This is a genomic window from Methylocystis bryophila (assembly GCF_027925445.1).
GTDB classification, from domain to species: domain Bacteria; phylum Pseudomonadota; class Alphaproteobacteria; order Rhizobiales; family Beijerinckiaceae; genus Methylocystis; species Methylocystis bryophila.
Genome location: NZ_AP027149.1, coordinates 1,643,362 through 1,663,665 on the forward strand (window position 1 = coordinate 1,643,362; position 20,304 = coordinate 1,663,665).

Annotated in this window: 23 protein-coding genes; all 23 read right to left on the reverse strand. The window is 62.6% G+C overall.

Annotation, left to right across the window (positions count from 1 at the left end):
- Positions 1-8 precede the first annotated feature (8 nt).
- The 23 genes from QMG80_RS07670 to QMG80_RS07780 all read right to left on the reverse strand — a co-directional run bounded on the left by QMG80_RS07670 (position 9) and on the right by QMG80_RS07780 (position 20,304).
- Complete coding sequence (locus QMG80_RS07670; protein ID WP_085772282.1) at positions 9-1,568, reverse strand: hypothetical protein; 1,560 nt, start codon at positions 1,566-1,568, stop codon at positions 9-11.
- Positions 1,568-3,868, reverse strand: a complete 2,301-nt coding sequence (locus tag QMG80_RS07675) for a hypothetical protein (protein ID WP_085772283.1) — start codon at positions 3,866-3,868, stop codon at positions 1,568-1,570. Before QMG80_RS07675 ends, QMG80_RS07670 begins: the two co-directional genes overlap by 1 nt.
- Before the next feature lie 89 nt (positions 3,869-3,957).
- Positions 3,958-4,506, reverse strand: coding sequence for a hyaluronate lyase N-terminal domain-containing protein (locus QMG80_RS07680; RefSeq protein WP_085772284.1), 549 nt, complete (start codon positions 4,504-4,506; stop codon positions 3,958-3,960).
- Positions 4,506-6,728 carry a phage tail protein gene (locus QMG80_RS07685; protein ID WP_085772285.1) on the reverse strand — a complete coding sequence of 741 codons (2,223 nt, stop codon included), beginning with the start codon at positions 6,726-6,728 and terminating at the stop codon, positions 4,506-4,508. Before QMG80_RS07685 ends, QMG80_RS07680 begins: the two co-directional genes overlap by 1 nt.
- Complete coding sequence (locus QMG80_RS07690; RefSeq protein WP_085772286.1) at positions 6,725-7,162, reverse strand: C40 family peptidase; 438 nt, start codon at positions 7,160-7,162, stop codon at positions 6,725-6,727. The genes QMG80_RS07685 and QMG80_RS07690 overlap by 4 nt, the downstream gene beginning before the upstream one ends.
- Before the next feature lie 25 nt (positions 7,163-7,187).
- Positions 7,188-8,060, reverse strand: a complete 873-nt coding sequence (locus QMG80_RS07695) for a DUF2163 domain-containing protein (RefSeq protein WP_085772287.1) — start codon at positions 8,058-8,060, stop codon at positions 7,188-7,190.
- Entirely contained in the window at positions 8,057-8,659 is a 603-nt protein-coding gene (locus QMG80_RS07700) for a DUF2460 domain-containing protein (RefSeq protein ID WP_085772288.1), read from the reverse strand. Before QMG80_RS07700 ends, QMG80_RS07695 begins: the two co-directional genes overlap by 4 nt.
- A 611-nt stretch (positions 8,660-9,270) precedes the next feature.
- Positions 9,271-9,585 (reverse strand): hypothetical protein, encoded by a 315-nt coding sequence (locus QMG80_RS07705; protein WP_085772290.1) that lies wholly within the window; start codon positions 9,583-9,585, stop codon positions 9,271-9,273.
- A gap of 136 nt (positions 9,586-9,721) precedes the next feature.
- Positions 9,722-10,039, reverse strand: a complete 318-nt coding sequence (locus tag QMG80_RS07710; RefSeq protein ID WP_158658795.1) for a hypothetical protein — start codon at positions 10,037-10,039, stop codon at positions 9,722-9,724.
- Positions 10,036-10,917 (reverse strand): RNase A-like domain-containing protein, encoded by an 882-nt coding sequence (locus tag QMG80_RS07715; RefSeq protein ID WP_085772292.1) that lies wholly within the window; start codon positions 10,915-10,917, stop codon positions 10,036-10,038. The genes QMG80_RS07710 and QMG80_RS07715 overlap by 4 nt, the downstream gene beginning before the upstream one ends.
- Positions 10,918-10,962: 45 nt before the next feature.
- Complete coding sequence (locus QMG80_RS07720) at positions 10,963-13,434, reverse strand: baseplate megatron protein TIM-barrel domain-containing protein (protein ID WP_085772293.1); 2,472 nt, start codon at positions 13,432-13,434, stop codon at positions 10,963-10,965.
- Entirely contained in the window at positions 13,431-14,738 is a 1,308-nt protein-coding gene (locus QMG80_RS07725) for a hypothetical protein (protein WP_085772294.1), read from the reverse strand. Before QMG80_RS07725 ends, QMG80_RS07720 begins: the two co-directional genes overlap by 4 nt.
- A gap of 69 nt (positions 14,739-14,807) precedes the next feature.
- Positions 14,808-15,035, reverse strand: coding sequence for a hypothetical protein (locus tag QMG80_RS07730; RefSeq protein WP_085772295.1), 228 nt, complete (start codon positions 15,033-15,035; stop codon positions 14,808-14,810).
- Between the two features lie 47 nt (positions 15,036-15,082).
- Positions 15,083-15,457, reverse strand: coding sequence for a hypothetical protein (locus tag QMG80_RS07735; protein ID WP_085772296.1), 375 nt, complete (start codon positions 15,455-15,457; stop codon positions 15,083-15,085).
- 7 nt (positions 15,458-15,464) lie between these two features.
- The gene (locus tag QMG80_RS07740) at positions 15,465-16,211 is read right to left on the reverse strand and encodes a hypothetical protein (protein ID WP_085772297.1); all 747 of its coding nucleotides are present in this window, start codon (positions 16,209-16,211) and stop codon (positions 15,465-15,467) included.
- 45 nt (positions 16,212-16,256) lie between these two features.
- The gene (locus tag QMG80_RS07745; protein ID WP_085772298.1) at positions 16,257-16,712 is read right to left on the reverse strand and encodes a hypothetical protein; all 456 of its coding nucleotides are present in this window, start codon (positions 16,710-16,712) and stop codon (positions 16,257-16,259) included.
- Positions 16,709-17,176: an HK97 gp10 family phage protein gene (locus tag QMG80_RS07750; RefSeq protein ID WP_085772299.1), complete on the reverse strand. Its 468-nt coding sequence runs from the start codon at positions 17,174-17,176 to the stop codon at positions 16,709-16,711. The genes QMG80_RS07745 and QMG80_RS07750 overlap by 4 nt, the downstream gene beginning before the upstream one ends.
- A 3-nt stretch (positions 17,177-17,179) precedes the next feature.
- On the reverse strand, positions 17,180-18,013 hold the full coding sequence (locus QMG80_RS07755; protein WP_245299934.1) for a phage head-tail connector protein: 834 nt from the start codon (positions 18,011-18,013) through the stop codon (positions 17,180-17,182).
- Between the two features lie 84 nt (positions 18,014-18,097).
- Positions 18,098-18,445, reverse strand: coding sequence for a hypothetical protein (locus tag QMG80_RS07760; protein ID WP_085772301.1), 348 nt, complete (start codon positions 18,443-18,445; stop codon positions 18,098-18,100).
- 65 nt (positions 18,446-18,510) lie between these two features.
- A complete protein-coding gene (locus tag QMG80_RS07765; RefSeq protein WP_085772302.1) occupies positions 18,511-18,723 on the reverse strand; it encodes a DUF4926 domain-containing protein in 213 nt (70 codons plus the stop codon).
- Positions 18,724-18,809: 86 nt separating this feature from the next.
- Positions 18,810-19,247, reverse strand: coding sequence for an SCO4402 family protein (locus QMG80_RS07770; RefSeq protein WP_158658797.1), 438 nt, complete (start codon positions 19,245-19,247; stop codon positions 18,810-18,812).
- Between the two features lie 43 nt (positions 19,248-19,290).
- Positions 19,291-19,443: a hypothetical protein gene (locus QMG80_RS07775; protein ID WP_158658798.1), complete on the reverse strand. Its 153-nt coding sequence runs from the start codon at positions 19,441-19,443 to the stop codon at positions 19,291-19,293.
- Between the two features lie 303 nt (positions 19,444-19,746).
- Positions 19,747-20,304 (reverse strand): hypothetical protein, encoded by a 558-nt coding sequence (locus QMG80_RS07780; RefSeq protein ID WP_085772305.1) that lies wholly within the window; start codon positions 20,302-20,304, stop codon positions 19,747-19,749.

Sequence of the window (20,304 nt, forward strand, 5' to 3'; positions counted from 1 at the left end):
CACGCTCCCTAGTAGCCGATGCAATCTGCGTAGAGAACGTCACTGTTCGCGCCGGTCCCCGCTTCCGTCAGCGTGGCCGATGTTGTCGAGTCCCCCGTCTGCGTGAAGGTGCTCGCCGGCGTCGTTCTGTTTTGCAGGTGACACACATAGCCATTTGCCGAAGCGGGCAGACCGCTGATGATGATCGTCTGCCCTGCCGTGCATCCCGTCGCCGTCGTGAGATGTCCGACCGTCGCGCCGCCCGTCCAAGCCGATCCCGCGCACGTTCCCGTCGTGAGGGTCGGCGCCGTTCCGCCCGATGCTTGGAGCGACGCGAGCTGCATCGTTCCGTTCTTCGCGCAGCCCGTGCTGGAGCCGACTTCGACGACGCCCGCCGCTTGACGGCATAGCGTCGTGTCGATGGAACCCGCGACCGGGACCGACCCGCTGGAAATCCAGCCGAATATGTTCCCGGCGGCCCCTTCAAACGCGGCATTTCCCTTATTGACGCACCATGCCCCGGTAAAGCAGACATGCGCAGATCCGTTATAGCCAAGATTGATCGTGCCCGAATAATACAGCCCGTAGTCCAGGACGATGTTCGCCACGGCAGACGTCGGCCCGACGAAGAGGCCGAAATTGCGCTGCGTGATCGACCCGCCTGCGTCGCCGGTTCCCGACCCGTTTTTCGTGACTTGCAGGACCGCAGTCGGCGTGTTGGCCGCCTGATTGTTGGTCAGGACGATAGACGACGTGAAGCCTGCAAAGACCTGCTCGCTGTTCGTGGCGCAGGCCGTGAGGCAGTTGCGATAGACGTCATAGGCGAAATTGGTCGTGTCGACCGTGAATTTAGAGTTTTCCTGCAGGACGCCGGTCGTCGCGGCGCTGTCAAACATAAGCGCGCCTGCCGCCGCGCCACCGCTCGTCGCCGTCGAGCCGATCGTGAGCGACGTTCCAGAGCCGGAGCAAGAGCCCCAAGAGGGCGCGGAGCCGTTGCTCGTCAAGCAGGCGCCGTTCGCGCCGATGGCGAGGCGAACCGCCGAGCCCAGCGTGCCGCCGATGATCAGATCGCCCGCCGTCGTCATGGGCGAGAGGGCGTTGAAGGCGGCGAGCGCCGTCGTCTGGCCGCTGCCGCCATTGCCGATCGGCAGCGCCCCTGTGACCGCCGAGGCGAGGTTGATGTTCGTGAGCGTGTTCGACGCGCCCGAGATCGTCTTGTTCGTGAGCGTCTGCGTCGCGGCCGCGCCGACGAGCGTGTCATTCGCAGCACTCGGCGGCAGCGAGAAGGCGAAGGAGCCCGTCGTCGATGCGAGGATCTGGGAGTAATAGCTCGCGCCATAGATTTGCAGCGTGCCGGGATTGCTGGGATTGCCGACGCCGATCACGAAGCCGTTGATCGTCAGGCCTGGGCAGGCGCTGATCGTCGTTCCCGCCGTGAGATAGCAGCCCGCGTAATATTGGGAGCCCGAGGCGACCGTGCCGGAACCGCCGCCCCCGCCGCCGGGGGCATAGGCGCCGCCCTGTTGCGCGAGGACAGGCGGGGCGAGCAGCGATAGGAACGCCGCCGCGAGAAGAAGGAGTTTCCTCATCACTGCACCTGCCCGGAAATGAAGGCTGTAGTGGAAGCCGTCTTGTTGAAGGGGCCGGTCGTCGAGAAGACTGCGACGATTCCGGACGCGAACGCCAGTGGACTCGGCCAAGCCATATTGAGCGCGCCATTGGCGGCGATCGGATAGACCCATTTCGGCGTCACCGCACCATCGGCTGGAGCGGCGGTCGCGTCGAAGAGCAAGAGCCAGCCCGAGACGGTCGACGTCGCCATCAGACTCAGAAGATTGCCGGCAGAGGCTTTGAGCTGAAGCGCAGACGCCGCGGACGAAGTGACGACTGGCGCGAGCGCCGCGCTCTGGACGATCGGCGTTCCTGATATTGAAACTGCCCACGCGCCGCTTTGCGTCACGCCGCCGATGATGTTCGAGCCCGCTGGCAAAGCGGGCAGCTGTCTGACATTGACGAAGAGCCCGTTGCTCTTGTCGCCATAGGCGCGATCATAGGTCGCGCCGTTCCACAGCATCAGCGCTTTGACGGGGATGCCGGTGGCGCTCTGGGCGTCGCTTGAGACCGCGCGCGGCCGGTCATAGCTCGTCCCGTTCCACAGCAGATCGACCGAAGCCTCGAGCCCCGTCGTCGGCATCGCGTCGCCGGAGACGGAGCGAAGGCGGTCGATGCTCGCGCCGTTCCACAGGCCGCAACTCTCAAGGACGACGTTTTGCGGCGCGCAGCCGTCCTGAGTGGCGGCGCGCTCGATGTAATATTTCGCCGAAACGGGATCGTAGAGCGCTTCCTCCCCGACACTGACGCCGGCAGGCGTGAAGCCGTTGAGGCCGGGGCCGGCAGAGGCGAAAATGTCCCAGGCGACGGCCGCGCCGTTTGCATGCGGATTTGCCAGCGCCAATTGCAGCGGAACGGAGAGGGAGCCGATCGTGAAGCTCTGCGAGACATAGGCCGACTCTTCTGCGCCTGCCCCCGCATCCAGACGAATCTGCTGGCCAGGATTGAGCCCGACCACAGCGTTGAGCGTGATCGATGTGACGCCCCCCGCGACGGCGCCGTTGAGGGTCGAGCCGCCAGCGCCCTTGCCTTGCAGGTTGCGCGCGCGATCAAAGGCAAGTCCGGAAATCGCGCCTGTATTGGTGAGCGGGCCGCCGCCGTTCCATTCATATTCGGCTGCGACGGCTGTTCCGATTCCCGAGGCGCCGTCCAGCTCGCCAGCGGCCGACCGCTCCATCTCGACGGTTTGATTTGGCGCGTTGTAGAAATAGGCTGCGCTCGCGGCGATGCCGGCGGGCGTCGAGCCGTCGGGGATCGTCGCGTCGCGCGCCTGATTATAGCCGAATGCGTAAACGGCGACGCCGGCCGAGTGGCTGTTCTTGAAGACGCCATTGACGACTTTCGTCGCTATGTTCACCGCGCTCAGATATACGAGCTCCTGATTGAGGCCCGTGTCGACGACGAGAGTCGAGCCCGCTTGAAGCGAGGTCGTCACCCCGCGGTTGGAGAAGTTCACCGCGGCAAGGGTGACGTTCTGCGGCGAAGCGGAGCCTGTTATCGCGCCGCTCGTCACCGTCGTAGCCAGCGGCGGTCCCGCGAGCTGTTGCGCGCCGGCGGCGACGCCGACGGCAGGCGCGCCGTCCAGGCTCGTTTCGCGCTGGCGATCGAGATTGCCCGAGCCGTTGACGAGTTGCGCAACGCCGCCGGTGTTGAGCCCGTAAGTCGTTGCGCCGAGGGTCTGGTTGTCCGTGTTGTGGAAGGCGAGAACCGCAGATTGAAAGCCGGTCGTGGGGTCGGTGATGACGTCCGGCAAAGGCGAGGTTTTCGATGGGGCGCGTAAATTGCCGGAGCCGTCGATGAACCCGAGTTCCGTAGCCAAGCTCGGGGCGGTCGCGCCCGTGGTTCCGATCGAAGCGTTGGAGCCGCCGCCGCCCGAGCTCCCGCCTGAAAGCGCGAGGCCGAGGCCCGATCCGCCCGTGATGTTGAGGCTCGTTCCGCCGCTTGCCGCGATTGCGGCGATATAGGTCGCCCCACCGGGCGCGAAGGGCAGGGCGCCGCCAGCAGGCACTTCATCGCCTGCGCTCGTCGCCACCACGCCGCTGCCGCCGAAGGCGACGAAGGCGGGCTGGGCGCCGGTGTTGTAGACCATGACGGTCACGCCGGCCGGCAGCGCGACGCGTGCGCTGGTCGTGGAGACAGAAAGCTGCGTCGTATTGCCGTTCGGCGCGAAATTGGCGTTTGAGCCGCCGCCGCCCGAGAAGGATGTGATTTTGGCTCCGGCGCCATCCTCGATCACGACGCCTGTCGTGATCGATCCGTCGGGATTCTTCCACTGCATCAAGGGCTCCTTATTGAGCACGCGCGAGAGCAGCGCGCGGGAGATCGCGCGCCGACGTTTCTTCTGTTGTGAACGAAGGGTTCGTCGATTTAGGAAGAGGCGACGCTCGGCATGAGATAATGGATCGTCATGCGGACTTGGCCGCCCGTGAAATTACCGCCTGCCGCCGTGAACAACACGGACGTTGCTGCGTAATAGGGATTAGGGCCGATGAGGCCGAGATTCGTCGAGCCTGCGCCTATGCCGAGAGACGAGCCGAATTGCGAAGGGTTGCCGGAAACGCCACAGCTGTATGACGTTGCGCCGGTGATGGTCGTGACGACTCGATTGGAGACGGCGAGCACGATTGCGCCGCTGGGGATTTGAACCGTCGAGGCGGTCGTCGCGCCGGAGAGCGACACGAGCTGTTCAAGGCAAGCGATGCTGACCGCGCCGCCATGCGGCGCCTGCGCGAGCAGCGAGTTGGCGCCGAGCGTGACGACCTCGGAGAGCTTCGCGGCCGGAAACCCGCCGGCGGTCGCGCCATCTTGCAAGCAAAGGCGGTTGTTCGTCGTGTCGACGACGACCTCGCCGGGCTTGCCCGTGAAGGCGGCGACATTTGCGGCGTTGTCGCGCCGCAGTTGAACTTGCGTGCTCATCAGATGACGCTCCCCAGATCGATGGTCGTATAAGCCGCTCCCGACACCGTGCCGAAATCGTCAAAGAGGCTCGCGGCGACGCTCGCTTGACCCCAATCCTGCGCCTGACCCAGCAGCAGGGAGGTCGCGATCGGCCCGACCGCGCCGCCGCCGCTCGGGGCATAGCTGTAAAGGGCGCAGGTCGAGAGATCCTGCAGCCCGCCGCCGAACACGTTGAAGCTTTGGAACTTCAGATAGAGGGTCTGTCCGACGAAGTCGCTCGGCAGAGCATATTGCACGACCGCGCCGTCGAGACGCGCGAAGGGCGCGCCGATCGCATGCGCCGAGGGCGTCGTGCCGTACATGCCGCGCGGCAGCCCTGAGAGCGCGTATTTGCTCGCAGCTGTGAGCGTGGCGGTCGTATAGCCAAGGAGCTCGCCGTCGACGAGGCAAAGGGTCTGTCCAGCGAGGGCCGCCGCCTGCGTCGCGCCGCCCAGCGCGCCGGCGCTCTCGGTCAGATCGACGGCGAGCGAGCTCGTGCCGTCATATCCGCTCGCGGACGGCAGCGGCGCGGTGAGGAAGCCTTGTCGAAGCGGATTTTGGATCGTGACGAAGCGCTGATAGGTGGTGTTGTCGAGCGAAGCCCAGACCACGCACCCGCCCCAATTGGCGTCAGGGACGCCACCCGTTCCGCCCGAGGCGCCGAGCCAGATTTCGGCAACATTGTTGGTGACCTGCGGTGGCGGCTCGAAGATGAGCGGCGTGTTCACCGCGGCGGCGGCGACCCCCATGTTGAGCGAGGCGCCGCCCGCGGCGCCTGTCGGATTGGGCGCTGGCGTCGAGACGCCGATCACGAGCTCCTCGGCGAGAACCGAGAGCTTGCCTTGGTCGTCCTCTTCTATCTCGACGATGCGCACCGGCGCGCCGGTCAATCCGAGATTGGGATCGGAGAGCGTGACGACATCCATCGGATCGAGCAGGCAGAACTCCCAGGAGAGATCGAATTTGAACTGCGCGCGCACATAAAGGCCGCGCTGCAAGATTGTTTGGGCGATAATCGACGCGACTTTGAGATCGCAAATCTCATGCGCCGTGATCGTCGAGCCGACCCGCAGACCGAATTGCTCGATCATCGACTGGTCGCGCGCCTCGATCGGCGTCGGCTGATATTCGGGCAGGCCTTGCCCGCTCGTGACGCCGGTGCGATTCAACGCTTCGACGCGCAGCAGATTGGGAAGCGAGAAAGGATCGACGCGCGTCGACTTGATGGGATCGACGCCAGGGCAATAAACGAGATCGTCGTCATCGAGCGCGAAGGCCGGCGCCACATTGGGGACGTAGGCGCCGCCATTTCCGGTGACCGATTGATCGCCGTATGGAATGAAACGTAGGCGATCCCCGGACCAAACCGCCGCCGTGTTCAAGAGCTGCAGCCAGCGCGTCAACACGCTCGAGGCCGTCTCGACCTGATTGATCAAAGGACTGAAACAGAGTCCCAACGCGCGGCAATAGCTCTGCAGCGACGCATCGCCGCCTGCGCCAAAGAGCGTCGTGGCGTCGATGTTGGCGCCGGGAAAGCCCACGCCATATTGGTCATTGACGAGAAAATCGGCGACGACCTGCGCCGGATCGGCGTCGAGGCCGTTCGCGCCGGTGCCGAAGAAGACGCCCTTCACCTCGAAATTGAGCGTGCCGATGCTCGCCGATTGTCCGAGGCCAAAATTCGCCGCGCAGACATAGGCGAGGCCGGGATAGGAGAGACTCGCGCTCGGATTGCTTGCCGCGAGATAGCCCCAGGGCGATTGCGGCGTCGCGCCAGGAAAAAGCGTGAGCCCCAGCGAGGATAGTCCCGAGCCTCCTCCCGTGACGACACCATTTGCGCTCGAATAGGCCGATCCATAAATCGATTGGCCCTGATAGACTTGGTTCACTCCAACGATTGGGCCCTCGCAAAGCGCCATCATCAAATCGGCGCTGTATGTCCAGCCGGAGATTGACCAAGTGTATCCGTGGCCGCCCTTGGAGCCGCTCAGCGCGCCCCCTTTGCCCGTGACAGGCGTCGGCGAATAGACGGGGTTTGCGCGAAAGTTCGCGTAATAGATGATGTTGACGGCGAGCTTGTTCATTCCCCACAGCAGCGGAATGGGCAACACATTCGTCGCCGTCTGCAACTGCAAGCCGGTGTAGCTCGGCCAGATCATCGCCGAATTCGGCGAGGATTTCTTTGCGGCGAGAAAGCTCATTTGCCGACGCCCACGAGGCTTGCGAAAATCGCCTTGTCCATTCGTTCTCGCATCATTGCGTTTCCGCTCACGACTTCCTCGAGCACGACGCCTGCGGGAAAGGAGGCGTGCACGACCGTGAGTGGCGCAGGGCGGCTCACGATCGCGCCGTGGCTATAGCAGCGTCCAACGCGAAAGAGCATCACGTCGCCCGGCTGCGGCGTCTCGACTTTGATGGCGCGTGATAGGAGCGCGTCGAGGTAGCGTTCTTCGCCGCGATGCAAATGCCAGTCATGAGCATAGGGGCGCGGGTCGAAGGTCTCGACAACGCCCAAATCGACGAAGACACGCACGAGCAGCATGCCGCAATCACAACCGACGCCCTTGATGTCGGCGCAATTGTGATAGGGCGTGCGGATCCAGCTCTTCGCCTCGGCGACGATTTTTTCGCGCATGAAGAGGTCCTGCTGGGTTGATGCTTCACACCGCCATCTGCGGCGGCGGAACGAAGGGAAAGCCGCGGAAATTTGCGATGTTGTTGAAGCGCGATTGGCAAGTTCCCTGCGTGTGGTCGCAGCCGAAATAGACCGTGAAGGCGTCGCCGCTCGCGGGAGCAAAAGGCAGCGGATAGGCGAGCGTCAGCGAGACGCCGGTCGCGACGAGCTTTACTGTCGCGGCGACCCCGGCGTTTGTCCCCGAAGAAAAGAGGAGCCTGCCTTGCGCATGCGCTGCGAGCGCCGATGCGCAAAAGATGCGGCTCGCGGTCGAGCCCGCGCCGACGCTCGCTTGCGTCGAAAAGGCCCCTGCAGGCAATCCACAGATCGAGTCATAGAGCGTGTTCTGGCAGGTCGCGCCGAAAATATTGCGCGGCATGTCGACGTCGAGCAGCACGAGCTCATTGGCAACGGTGATTTTCGCGCGGGTGCGGCCCACCTCGTCGATCGTCGAGATGCGGCCATAAAAAAGCGTGACCCCACCCACGAGCGTTCCGCCGATGAAATCGGAAAAGAACACGCGGTCGCGGCGCACGCGTGCGCCGTCGAAAGCGCCATCGCGCAAAGAGACCAGAAAGGACGCGCCGCTCGTCAGATCCCCCGGACGCGCCGCGATCGAGATCTCTTGCCGATCGACGTTGAGGCCGATCGTCGCACGATATTTGAGGCCCGAGACGAGCGGCCCGTCGGCGCGAAAGAGCTTGCCGCCATAGAGCACTGGAACGTCAGCGTTGGTGTAAGTCAGCGCGAGGCCGTTCGCCTGCGTGAAGGAGAAGCAGTCTGCGAAGGAGATGGTGAGGTCTCTTTGCGCGCGCGCCGCGGCGAGAAAGGACACGAGTGCGGGAGAAGCGGTCTTCATGGGCGCAGACTTCGGAATTTGACGCTTTTCGACGACCATAGATTTTGCATGAAATTCTCGAGCTCCAATGTGTCGTCCAGGAATCGGCATTGGAAGGCGTAGGAGAAGCTCGCTGCGATCTGCACGCCGGCGCCGGGCGGCATGGAGAACTCCAAGATGTTGGGAGGAACGAGGCTCCAATTCGAGGCGGCGCCGCCATTGAGCATGACGGCGGAGATGGCCGTCGCATAGGAGACGACATCGGTCGCTGCGCCGACGCTGCGCACGAGCCTGAAGGCTGTCGTCGCGCCGTCGCCCACGGCGATGGGCTGATGGATCGCCATATTGTCGTTGGGGTCGGTGTAGAGAAAAGTCCCGAAGGCGCCGCCGCATTGCAGATAAAGACCCAGAAGCGCTTGCAGCGATTGTGCGACGAGCCCGGGATTAGTCGTTGCGTCGGCGGCGAGGCCGTCGAAGCCGACCTCGAACTCATAGACGCCGCCATAGAGCGCGCTTCTGACGGTCCTGCCCGATTCATGCTCGGCGATAAGAGAGACGGCGATCGGTCTTTTGGTCGCAAAGCCTTGGCCCGGCAATGCTGGGAAGAGGAGAAGGGTCATGTTGCTGCCGTGATCGGTTGCAAGCGCCGCGTCCTGGGATCAGAGAGCAGCGGATCGCCTTCGGCGTGACTGGAAGTGAATTCGTCGAAGCGCGCGCATGTCTTCGAGGACGAGTCCAGCGCCAAGGGCGCGGCCGCCGGTCAGATGCGCGCCGTTAGGCCTGGCTCGCGAAATCGTGCAGGGATAGCTGGGCGCCGAGGTCAGCGGGCGGATCGGTCGTCGAGGGAGTCGAACACGGATCGCATTGTTTGCAGAAATTTCGTCGCGCTTTTCCTCGAACCGAACCGAAGCTCGGCGCGGGTCTTGCGCCAAATGCTGCTCAAGTCCCCGTTGCTGTATTTGCCGCTTAGCAGCTCATCGAGATAGGCGCGAACCAGCTCGCGTTGCGCAGTGGATAGATCCGCGCTGCAGCAAGTGGAACGCCAAATTGACAAAATACTCCTTTGAGATCGCAAAGGGCCGCCGTCATTCAGATGATGCGCTTTGATATCCGCGTGCGAGGCCGTTTAAGTCTTCAATCGCAGATCGGATCAACCGAAGGAACGCCGCAGGGTTCCCTTCCTGATCGGTGAGTATGGATACTCTTGCGCCCAATGCGTTGGGCGGTGGCGTCAATGAGCAGAGGGACGGGTCAAATCGTCAATCATCGATCGAAGCCCTCGAAGAAAGCCGGCTGCGTTTCCTTCGTCTTCAGTCAGGATCGAAACACCAGCGCCGCTCTTACGCCAAATGCGCTCCAGCTGTTCGTCCTTATACTGACCGCTCAGCAGCTCGTCGAGATAGGCGCTCACCACCTTGAGTTCCGCAGCCGATAGATTGGCGTTGGAAATTGCGGCTTCGACTGCTTGTTCTCCAGTCTCATGGCCCCAGAAGCAGTCCTGATGAAACCAACGGCAGAGGGTGACGAATTCCTTCGGGGTATGCATCGTTTCAGTCCTCCGGATTGATCGGGAAGGCTGTGAAAATCCTGAATCCCGATGAAAACGCCAAAAGTGTCCCGTATGGTCGCTTGCGCCCCCGATCTCGGCTTATAGCCGCGCCGCAACCATCTGGGCGCCAGCGTCAATGGGTAGAGCGGCGGTCCAAGGCGTCAATCGCCGATCGAATCTTTCGAAGAAAGCGAGCTGAGTCTCCCTCCTGACCAGAGGTGATTGAAACGCCGGCGCCGGCCGTACGCCAGATGCGATGCAATTCCTCGTCATTATATTTTCCGCTCAGCAATTCGCTCAGATAGGCGCTGACCACGTTGAGTTTTGGAACGGAAAGATTGGCATTGGAAAGCGCATCATCGATGACTTGCTCTGCGGTCTCGTGACCCCTGGTTACGCCCGGTTGAAACCAAATGCACAGCTCGACAAATTCTTTCGGCATTGCTGTCACGTCAGTTCTCCGGATTGATTGGAAAGGCGGCAAAAAATCCTGAATCCTCTGCTCGATTGCGAATCGTGTTTCAGCACGACGCGAACGCCAAATGTGTCCCGAATGGTGGGTTGCGCCCTCAAGTCCGGCTTGTAAGATTCATAGCCGGTCGGCGACTTGAACCACGACTCGATCTTCGCGCCTCCTACTCTCCCAGTGGCCACGTCATCTACGACGGAAGCATTTTGCGCGAGAGTCGAATTCACAAGCTTGTTTGCTGCCGCCAAGGACGAGAAGGAGCCAACGCGGTCCTCCCAAACGCCGATCCCCCGAAAACTCATTGTGCTGCTTTCCGAGTCACGAATCAAATATTCCCGACTCTTGCCGACATGATCGCGAATCGCGTGCCCTCCGTGCGCGCCCCCTTCCTCCTCGGCAAGATCGACCAGGGATTCCGACTTCGGTCGGAACTGCCCACCTTTCCCGTCCGGCGTTCCCGCAGGATAGCCTGGATGCTCGGGATCGTCGGGAGAGGCCTTGAGCAGCCGGATTTCTAAGAGCGCCGTCGCGCATTTTGCGAGCGCGTCCAGTGAATGCTCCGGAATTTCCGGCAGGCGGAGGAACACGGCGGCGATGCAGGCGCGCGCGGGGTCGCCCTCGTTGAGCGCTTTGGCGACCGCGCCGATCCCGTCCATTTTCGACGAGATGTCGACCGGAAAGCCGTAGCAGCCTTCGAGATCGCGGTTGAGATCGGCGACTGAACGCGGCGCAAAGTGCGCTGCGACGCTAGCGGGATTGATCTCGAGCAGCGGCGCCGGGCCGACGAAGAGGCCCTCAGGGCCGCAGAAGACTCCGCGATCATCGGGGCACTTCGAGAGCGTGTGCGCGCGAACGAACATCAGAAATTCCGCTCTTTGAGAAAGGAACGCCGCGCCTGCAGCGACTTACAATTTCACCGTGATCAGCTTCACGCTTTTCAGCTCGAAGAGCTGATAGGCGAATTGCTCGAGAACCAGCGCGTCTTCGGCAAAGCGGCAGAGCCAGAGCGCGACGCCGTCAACAGCGACCGGCGCGCCGCTCGCCGGCGGCGCCGAGAGTGTCAGCACCGGCTGATATCCGGCAGAGAGCGTCCAGCCGCCGGCGGGAAGCGGCGAGCCATTGACGCGCACGGCAGAAACACTCGCGACACCTGCCAGTGGCTCTGTGAAAGCGCCCGTCGTGCGCTGCATTTGGAAAGACGTCGTGACGCCGTCGCCCACGCCGACAAGCTGGCTTTGCAAAGCGGCAAGGCCGGGCGGTTGAAGCCAGAAGGGCTGCGTCTGGCCCTGCATCGTCTCGAAGAAGCCCATGATCTGCTGGAGCTCCTGATTGACCGAGTCGCTCCTCAAAAAGTCGTAGATGAGCTCGACCTCATAGAGCGGCCAGCGCATGTGCATGCGCCGCGCCGATTTCCCGGAGGCGCGTTCGAGCGTGGCTGTCGAGAATTTGGGCGTGACCTTCGTCGACCATCCGAGACCCAAGAGCGACGGAAAGGACGCGAAGGGGCCATAGCTTGGCGGCGGAGACGGCGTGGGCGTCGGCAAGGCGGGAAGCTTGCCGTTGAGCCAATGGCCATAGCGCCAATTGCCCGCATCGCCCCAAATGTCCATGCGTAGCGGGAACTCGGGAAGCGGGCGCGCATCCCAGCACCAGGCGAACATCAGATCGGTCGCGATCATTTTGACCCCGCCGCCTGATGTCTCGTTGTTCGCGGACCAATAGCTGTAGAAGGCCTGATGCGCGAGGAGAGCGAGTCTGTTGTCGACGAGCGGCGCCTTGTCGGCTGCGTTCCAGATCGACCAAAAGGGCGCGCCGCCGCTCGAAGCGCTCGGGTCGAAAAATCTATTGGGTTGGTTCACGCATTTGTCGACCGTTGGAAAGCCATATTCGAGAAAGCAGACGCTTTTCGATTGCGGCGTCCATTGCGTTTGCGGACCGCGCGGAACAGTTCCCTGCCCATCGCCATTGTCATAGACGGCGCTGTGCGCGTTATTCCACCACCAGCGGATCTGCTTGAAGGCGAAGAGCTGCTGACCCGCGTAATAGACGCTGCGCGATTGCGTCAGACGGTCGCCTTGCGGCGCCGAGACCCATTGCAGCGTCCCATTCGGATCGAGGGTCTGCGCGACCGCGTAGCTCGTGTAGAAGTAATCGAATTTCTCGCCCCCCTCGATATTGGCTTGCAGATAGGCGAGCGTGTCGATGTCGGGCGAAGAAGCGAGCGCGATTCCTCGTGTCGCAGGCGCCGCGACAGGCCAGGAGGAGGGCGCCGGCGCTCGCCAATTTTGCGCGTCCAATCCGCCGTCGCCCGTCGTCCAATCTGCGAGCGGCATGTAATTGTCGAAAGAGACGAGATCGATATTGCTCGAGGCGTAGAGACTGTCGAGATGGGGCCAGATGCCGGAGACACCCGCGCCCGAATGCTGCGCGCCCATCCACTGCGTCCAGTCCGGCGAATAGACGATCAGATTTTCCCGCGTAGCCAGGTTTTTGGCGAGCCCGGCGGCGTCGAAGATGGCGCGGCAATCATTGGCGAGCGCGATCAGGCCCGCGACGAAGGGATAGTCCCACACGGCGTGACCATTGGCGTCGCTCGTCCCGGCAGGGGTCCAGGAGGATCCGCGGATCGCCTCCAGGCCGCCGAGTTCCGAGCCCATCGCGAAGAGCGAGACGCCGCCGGCGAGCACGGCGAGATGGGCGTAGTGCAGCACAAAGCGGCGATAGGTGAAGTCGAGCACGCTCCCCGAGTAATGCACGGTCAAATTCGTCGCGTCACGCGTGAACATCGCGGGCGTCGCTGAACCCAAAAAGCTCGCGACGGCGCTGCTCGCGGCGCTGGAGACATCCGGGGCGTAAGTGACGCCTGCGCGCCAGGGCTTTCCGGGCAGATCGACGCCGAGGAAGAGATAGAGCGCGACATTGAGCCCGCGCGCTTTGATCGCCTGAATACAGCGAACGATCGACTGATCGGACGGCGTGCCGCCATAGGCGGCGTGGACGCCGTCGGGTCGGCTGATCGGCATGAGTCCCGCGGTGGCAATGGTAACGTCGCTGACGCGCCAGCTGTCCGCTCCGCCTGCCGTCGGCTCAAAAGCTCCGCCGATGAATGTCGAGGAGGGGTAAATCTTGCAACTGGCGGCGTCGAGCGAATTGGCGATCCATTGCACGACGACGGCGACGCTCGCGCAATTTGGGAGTGTCGCCTGCAATTGATCGAGCGCGAATTCGACATCGGTCTTCGTCCCGCCCGGCGCGTGATATGTGTTGATCGGCGCCATGGCGCCGCCAGGCTGCTGGCCGCTGTATGCGACCGTGTCATAGGTGAACTCGCCGGTCGCGGGAATTAGGTTGATTGCGCCGATATAGGGGAAGCTCATGCCGGATTGAGCCCTTTCATCCCGAGATGCGCGCCGTCGCGCACATGCGAGGCCATCGCCTTCATGATCGTGCGTCCATTGCCTTGCAGGAAGCTCGCGACGCCCTGCGCATCGAGCGCCTGGATGTTGAAATTGACGGGCGCATGCACCTGCGACGCGCTCGCGCTTCCAGTCGCGCCATTGGCGATCAGATTGCGGAAGGCGTCGCCTTGCGCGGCGGTCATCACCAATTCGTTCTTATGCACCAGGGCGAGCTGATCCTGCGGCACGCTCCAGGCGCCGATGTCGAAGCTCGCGATCGACGCGGCGCTCGCCACTGTCGCTTCCGCCGCCGCCGCGGGACCCGCCGCCGCGGGCCCGAGCATAGGCGCGAGAAAGCCGAAGACGCCGGCGAAGGCTTCTGCCGAGGAGGCGAGAATGCTGCGCACGACCGCAGCCGCTTTCTCTGCGCTTTCGGCCACGGCGCCCGAGGCCGCGCTCGCCGTGCGCTGCGCCGTGCCGAGCTGGGTCGCCGCGGTCATCGTCTCCTCGCCGAGCACATGCGTCGCGATGTTTTTGGCGATCGTCGCCGCAAAGCTCGCGACCCACCGCGTTCCCATGTCGACGAAATATCCGACCACTGAGAGCGCCATCTGACGTTGCGCCTCCCGGAAGCTCGTCGTGTGCTGGAGCAGACCCATGGTTGAGGAGCTCATGGAACGGCCGATCCGGTTGCCGAGATCCTGCCAAATCCTGTCCTGCTCCTCGGCCGAACGATAGGAAAGCTGCAGCATCTGGCGTTCGTGCGAGGCCTCTAACGTTGCGAGCCTGTTCAAGGCCTGCTGCCTTTGTTGCAGGGAGAGTCCGTCGAGCTGAGCCTCTTGCTCCATGAGCGCGCGCCGCGCCTGATACTCTTCTTCGGTCGCTTGTCTGACGAGCGCGATCTTTTCGCCCTCGCTGATGCGCTTGAGTTGCGCCTCGCCATCGTAGATTGTCTTCTTGGTTGCGAGCTGCTCTTGCAGCAAGCGGATCTCTCCATCGAGCGTCATCTTGACGAGTCTCTCCTGCTCTTCCGTGTCGGCGCCGAGCTTCGTCAATGCTGCGGAGGCCGGGCCGAGCGATGCGGTCAAGCCGTCACTGACGCCTTTGCCGATTTGCGAGAAGGCGTTTGTTGCGGGGGCCGTCTTCTGCGCCGCCTCGCCAATTCCGTCCGAGAGCTTCTTGATCTCCGGCGTCACGCCGCCGAGCGCGCCGCGAAGCTCGCTCAAGCCGTCTTCGAAGTCGCTCGTGTCGGCGCCAAAGCGGATCGTCACCTCATCGGCCATGTGGGCGGCTCCTTCTGTGCTATTGGAGAAGCATTTGTTGGGCGATTTCGCAGAATCGAAGGAAGAGGCCTAAATCTTCCCGCCCGGGAACATCGCCTTCAGCGTTCCCATCGCATCCGTCGTGTTGGCGGCTGGCTTATAAACGCCGAGCCCCACCGCGATCGCGCGCATCAACATCGGCGGCGGCGGAAACTCGCGCCAATAGGCTTGGCGCGCGAAGAGGCGCGGGAAGGTGAGTTCCGCTTCGAGCACGTCGCTCCAGGCTTCTCCCGAGCACTGGCAATAATGCGCGATCAAGCGGTCGAAATGTTTGGGGGAGCCGTCGAAGCTTTCGCCGTCTCCCCTCAGGCCTCCCCCGCGGGAGCCTCAGCTTCCGCGGGCTTGAAGAAGCCCGTCTGCCGCGTCACGACCGCGAGCGCGGCGATGAGTTCCGGCGTGGAGGCGGGAAGGTCCAGAAACGCGTCGCGCGAGAGGCGCGGATAGGCGCGCGTCAGCGCCGCGTATACGACGTCGAGGATCGCGTCGAACTCCGCTTCGGAGAGCTGCGCCGCGCCCTCGGCGGCGCCGTTCTGCAAATTCTGCAGCACCGGCATGAGTCGCATCAGCGCCGGGACGACAATGCGCGCCTGGCGCATCGCCAGCACGGGCACGAACCATTCGCGCCCGGCGAGCGTGACGACGGCGGCGTTGGCGCAGTCGATCTGAGGATCGGGGCTCATAGACACCTCAAATCGCCGTGTTGATCTCGCCGAGATTGTTCGAGGCGTTGGCGAAGGCCTCGAAATCCATCTCGGGTATCGTGAAATCCTCAAGCTTGCTGGCGAGGCCGAGCTTAGAGGAGATGCAGGAATAGAGTCGCACCGACCATTGCGCGCCGGCGATGTTCGGATTGCTCTGGTAGAAGTCGATCTGGAATGTCGGCGCAACGCCCATGAGCTTGTTGCCGATGACGGCTTTGGAGCCGGCAATCGACTGCGTGTAGCTGTAGGTGATGAGCACCGCCTTGCCGCTGTCGGCCGCGTTGAACGTGTAGACGCCGGCCGCGACGCTATATTGTCCCTGCGCCGGACTCGAGGCCACTTGCGTCAATTGCAGGCCGCTCGCCGCATAGGCGACGCCGAGATTCTGGTCGAAGGAACCGGCGTTGGCTGCCGTCGCCGTATAGGGCGAGGCCGCGGCGACGCTCGCGCCTTCGTTATAGGACCAGAGCTTCTGACCCGTCGTCGGCGCATTGCCGAAGAAGATCTGATTCAAGGTCGGGCCGTCGATATTGGCGAATTTCGCCTTGCCGGAAATTTTGCCGGCGCCGCGCGCGACGGCGACGGGAAATTGGAACTGCCCCATCAACTGCTTGACCGAGAAGCTGAAGTCGACGGAGACGTCCTGCAGCGTGCCGAATTGCAAGGGCGACCCGCCCGTCGGCGTGCCGATCAGGACGCCGGCGCCGAAGGCGAGCGAGGTGTTGCTGGACATGCTATGACTCCTTGAGCGTGCGAACGGTGGAGCGGGAGGAAAGGCTCAGATCGCGAGGATCTTGAGGGGAACCCAAAGCAGGCCGTCGCCGTCGAGATCGCCGGGATCCTTGAGGACCGCGCCGTCGATGCGACAATGCGAGACGAGCCCGCCGAGCGTCTGGCGCGAGCCGTTGACGGGCCTTAACGCGGCCTCCAACGCATCCAGGATCGTGTTGAGCGCAATCGCCGGGATCGTATTTTTGTCGCCCGCGTCGATATAGACAAAGAGATCGACGGCGAGCGTCGTCTTCGCCGGCAGCGCCTCGTTCTGATAGGATTGCTGCTCGCGATGCTCGGCGACGAAGAGGGCAGGGCGTTGCGATTTCGGCACGTCGGACCAGAGCTTCAAGCGCCGCGACACGGACACGAAGCCGCTCTGCCCATTGACGGAGAGCGCGAAGCGCGTCCCCGCGAGCAAGCCGACCAGCGCCGTCATCACAGCCTCGCGCGCGACATTCATGCGCTTAATCCTTCCTCGACCGCCTCAGACAACGCGGCCGCGATCTCGTCCTGCATCTCGTCAAGCGCCGAGCGCATGTAGCTGCGCTCGGGCAGATCCATGACGCGAGCGAAGGCGCGAATGAAGATAGTCTTGGGCGCGATCGCGCGGCCGAAGGCTTCTCTGATCGCGCGGCTATGCGCTGAGACTCTTTCTTCGCCCGCGAAGCCGTATTCCTGCGCGGCGGCATATTTTGTCCTGGCGACGAGCGCGGCGGCGGAAGGCGCGAGCCTCACCTCGATCGAATCGCGAAGCGTCCCGCTTTTCGCCTGCATTACGGCGCCGGAGAGATTCTCCTTGATCTTTTGCTCGAGACGCGCGGCGAGGTCCTCGATCTTGCGGGCGAGGGCCGCGCGCATTGCATCCGGAAGCTTCTCGAAGCGCTGCTCGAGCGCGTCGACGCCTTCGATCTTGACGCTGAGCATGATTCAATTGGCGATGATGCGGCGAAAATTAACGAGCGACGCGAGAACGAAATCCGGAGCAGCCCGATTCTGATAGGCGGTCGTCTCCTGGCCGCCGAGACTTCGACTGGAGACGCCGATGCGGTCCTTGTAGCGATAGCGGTCGGCGACCCATTCGAGCGCGCATTGGGCGAGATCGGCGGGGATGTAGCCGTAAGAGAGGGAGAGCATTGCGCCGGCGTCCGCGGCGGAAAGGCTATAGGTTCCGCTCGCCGCGTCGACGCTATATTGACCCGCGCCCGGATTGGCGGCGACCGCGTTCAGTGACACGCCATTCGCATAGGCGACGCCCGTATCCTTGGCGAAGACGCCATAGGGCGAGAGCGCCGTGAGCTGAAAAGGCGCCTGCTGCGGCGCGACTTGAGTCTCTCCGATGATTTCGTAGCCGGCGCGGTACGAGACGACGACGTTCTGGCGACCTTTATGGAAACGATAAGGGCCGCGTAGAAAGAGCTGCTGCATGGCGCCCGGAGGCTGATCGTCCGCCTGCTCCAGCACATAGCCCGGCGCCGTTTCAACGCCCGCGACCATCAGCGGCGCTGGCGGAATGAGCTTGCCGTCGACGACGACCGCGCTGATCGAACCGACGGGCCAGTTGCGCAGGATAAGACTGTCGCGGCCGGAGCCGTCATAGGCCTCGGTCACATTGGCCGGGAGCACGAAGGAGCGGTTGATGTAATTGTAGATCGCCCGGCTGATCTGGGTGATGAGCCCGCTGAGCAGCGCGTCGTCGACGGATGAGGTCACGCCCAGCCAGCTCTTGACCGTCGCAAGCTGCACGAGATCGCCCGTCGTCATGACCAGTCGCTCCATTGATACGAGGATCGGGATTCGGGGAACATCCCCTTTGCCTCATCCGATTGGTCATTTGAGCCATCGGGATCAGGCGCCGGCGCTCCGCTCGACTGCGTTCTGGTCGCCAGAATTGGCGCCTGACGCGGTGGTGAAGCGGCCGGCTTCATCGTGAAAATGGTTGTATTTGCCGAGCGTCCCTTCGCCCGCCGCAAGCTTCGGCAGCGGCGCCGGGCCGCTTCCCGTCGTCACCAGCAGCGCGTTGGCGGCCTCGCTCTCGACCGGCGCCGCGCCAAGCTGCGCGCGCGCTTCGTTGCGCGTCAAAATCCCCGCCGCCACATAGCTCGTCAGTATCTGCGCCTGTTTGGCGCCGTTGATCTGCGCGTCCTCGCCCCAGGCGAATTCGAGATCCTCCTCGCCAAAATCCTCGACGAGCACGCGGTCGCCGCACCAATCCTGTATAAGCAGCTGCTTGTCGCTGAATTAATCAATCTATCACGGCTTCAATGCTTCACGGTTCCCAGAGCCAATTGCACCTGTTCCGGGGTCACCGTGAACCAATCAATGGTGTTTCCGTCGGCATCAAAAAACTCCACCTCGTAAGCCGCCGTTGGTTGCTCGTGTACGTCGATGATCGCGCCGCGGGTTCCGGCCTTCAAACCTTTTTCTGGTAAGTCTACGGCCAGCACGACCGACTCATACAGCGAAAGGAGCATTGGATCAGTCCCAGGCAAGCGCGCACGTTTCGTCACCGGCGAGAATTCCGGCGTACGGAGGGGGGAAGGTGAAGTTTGGACCGCCATCAGGATGGAATTTTGTACCTGTCGTATAACTCCTGCCGTTCTCCTGGCGCCATAAAGCGCAAGTCGTTTTGTTTCATAGCTTCGAAGGCCTGTTTTGCCGCAGCTATGATCGCCGGCCACTCCGGCGTGGCCATATAGCCCTTGTCAGACAGCTTCTTGCCATATTTGGCGAAGAGCGCGTCTATCAAGTCCATCACCGTCTTGATGCGATCGGCCTCGCCCTCTTCGAACAACAAGGCGCCAACGGCCGAGCGGGGTCCGTCCTCGAAACTGCTATCGTCGAAGAGAGCGTGGATCACTTCATCGAAGCAATCATATGCTTCATGCCGTACCCAACATCGCTCTTGATGTTCTCGATCGGCCAAAGCCTCAAGATTGCCTAAGACGTTCATGCGCATGTCGGGGAATCTGATGTTCGGCATGGTGGAGACCTTCAATCTCGCTCGCGGTAGCTCGTGTGCCTCAGGGTGCGACTGGAAACTAAGTCTGTGCGTCGTCCTGTAAGAGATGCTCGTCCGTCTCCTTTTCGCTCTCGGGCGTGAACGGGCCGCCAAGGAACAGTTCCTGCGATTCCGTGAGCGCGATTTTGGGGAGATGCGCGATCAGCCGATCGTATGTTTGGACTTCTATCAAGCTCCACTCCAGGAGAGCAGCCAGATAACCCTTCCACAAGAGCACTACCTCAATTGAGCCCTGGCGCCACTGAAGATGCCTAAGGAGACGATTGCTCAGTTCCTCTTCGGTAGGCAGGCAAACAATCTTCTTGTTCACAGTCATCTCAGTTTCGGTTCCTTCGCCTGGAGGCACAGTTTCGCCACATCGTCGGGCGGGAATTCGACGCGTCGCCCCTCGCGAAAGCGCTCGTGAAATGCGTCCGCCCTCGGTGGTGACGACGCGCAAGAATTTATTTTGCGTCAGGTGCTCTCCGATGAGAAGCTACTTATATTCGCCAGAGGCGATCAGCCTGTCGCAGTAAGCGCGCCATTCGGGAGACCAACGGCTCGACTCGCCAGGACCATCAGGAACCACGCCCTCCCGGATCGCTTGGCCTAGCAAATGCACGTGAAGCCAGGGGTCGCGATGCATCTTTTCAACGACTCCCGGCTCAAACAATTCAGGCAGGTATCGCCTCACGTGCGGAAAGCCATGCTGCATCTCTTCGTCGAACACGTGTATGAAAATCTTTCCCTCGTCCTCCAAGCGGTCGACTTCTTGGCGTGTGAGATGGTCAGGCGCAAATGCGCGGTAGAAGTCGTCGCCGGCGCCGGAAACGACACCTTTGGGGTTCGCCGCTGCGAAGCGGTTGTATAGTAGGTCAAGCTGTTCCGGAGAGAGGTACAGCACTCGACTCGGCCTCACCCCAAAGAACCGCGACCAAATCTTCGGCCCTTCGCGTTGCGCTAGAGGCATGGCTTCAAATTCCCGCCCGCCGCCGTAGCCGACGCCGAGGATGTCGAACGTATCGAGCCCGAGCAAATTGAACATATGGCTCAT

Bases quoted from the DNA above. Each gene is read 5' to 3' on its own strand.
- QMG80_RS07670 (WP_085772282.1), bottom strand. From the start codon at position 1,568: ATGAGGAAACTCCTTCTTCTCGCGGCGGCGTTCCTATCGCTGCTCGCC.
- QMG80_RS07675 (WP_085772283.1), bottom strand. From the start codon at position 3,868: ATGCAGTGGAAGAATCCCGACGGATCGATCACGACAGGCGTCGTGATC.
- QMG80_RS07680 (WP_085772284.1), bottom strand. From the start codon at position 4,506: ATGAGCACGCAAGTTCAACTGCGGCGCGACAACGCCGCAAATGTCGCC.
- QMG80_RS07685 (WP_085772285.1), bottom strand. From the start codon at position 6,728: ATGAGCTTTCTCGCCGCAAAGAAATCCTCGCCGAATTCGGCGATGATC.
- QMG80_RS07690 (WP_085772286.1), bottom strand. From the start codon at position 7,162: ATGCGCGAAAAAATCGTCGCCGAGGCGAAGAGCTGGATCCGCACGCCC.
- QMG80_RS07695 (WP_085772287.1), bottom strand. From the start codon at position 8,060: ATGAAGACCGCTTCTCCCGCACTCGTGTCCTTTCTCGCCGCGGCGCGC.
- QMG80_RS07700 (WP_085772288.1), bottom strand. From the start codon at position 8,659: ATGACCCTTCTCCTCTTCCCAGCATTGCCGGGCCAAGGCTTTGCGACC.
- QMG80_RS07705 (WP_085772290.1), bottom strand. From the start codon at position 9,585: ATGCATACCCCGAAGGAATTCGTCACCCTCTGCCGTTGGTTTCATCAG.
- QMG80_RS07715 (WP_085772292.1), bottom strand. From the start codon at position 10,917: ATGTTCGTTCGCGCGCACACGCTCTCGAAGTGCCCCGATGATCGCGGA.
- QMG80_RS07720 (WP_085772293.1), bottom strand. From the start codon at position 13,434: ATGAGCTTCCCCTATATCGGCGCAATCAACCTAATTCCCGCGACCGGC.
- QMG80_RS07725 (WP_085772294.1), bottom strand. From the start codon at position 14,738: ATGGCCGATGAGGTGACGATCCGCTTTGGCGCCGACACGAGCGACTTC.
- QMG80_RS07735 (WP_085772296.1), bottom strand. From the start codon at position 15,457: ATGAGCCCCGATCCTCAGATCGACTGCGCCAACGCCGCCGTCGTCACG.
- QMG80_RS07740 (WP_085772297.1), bottom strand. From the start codon at position 16,211: ATGTCCAGCAACACCTCGCTCGCCTTCGGCGCCGGCGTCCTGATCGGC.
- QMG80_RS07745 (WP_085772298.1), bottom strand. From the start codon at position 16,712: ATGAATGTCGCGCGCGAGGCTGTGATGACGGCGCTGGTCGGCTTGCTC.
- QMG80_RS07750 (WP_085772299.1), bottom strand. From the start codon at position 17,176: ATGCTCAGCGTCAAGATCGAAGGCGTCGACGCGCTCGAGCAGCGCTTC.
- QMG80_RS07755 (WP_245299934.1), bottom strand. From the start codon at position 18,013: ATGACGACGGGCGATCTCGTGCAGCTTGCGACGGTCAAGAGCTGGCTG.
- QMG80_RS07765 (WP_085772302.1), bottom strand. From the start codon at position 18,723: ATGCTCCTTTCGCTGTATGAGTCGGTCGTGCTGGCCGTAGACTTACCA.
- QMG80_RS07780 (WP_085772305.1), bottom strand. From the start codon at position 20,304: ATGAGCCATATGTTCAATTTGCTCGGGCTCGATACGTTCGACATCCTC.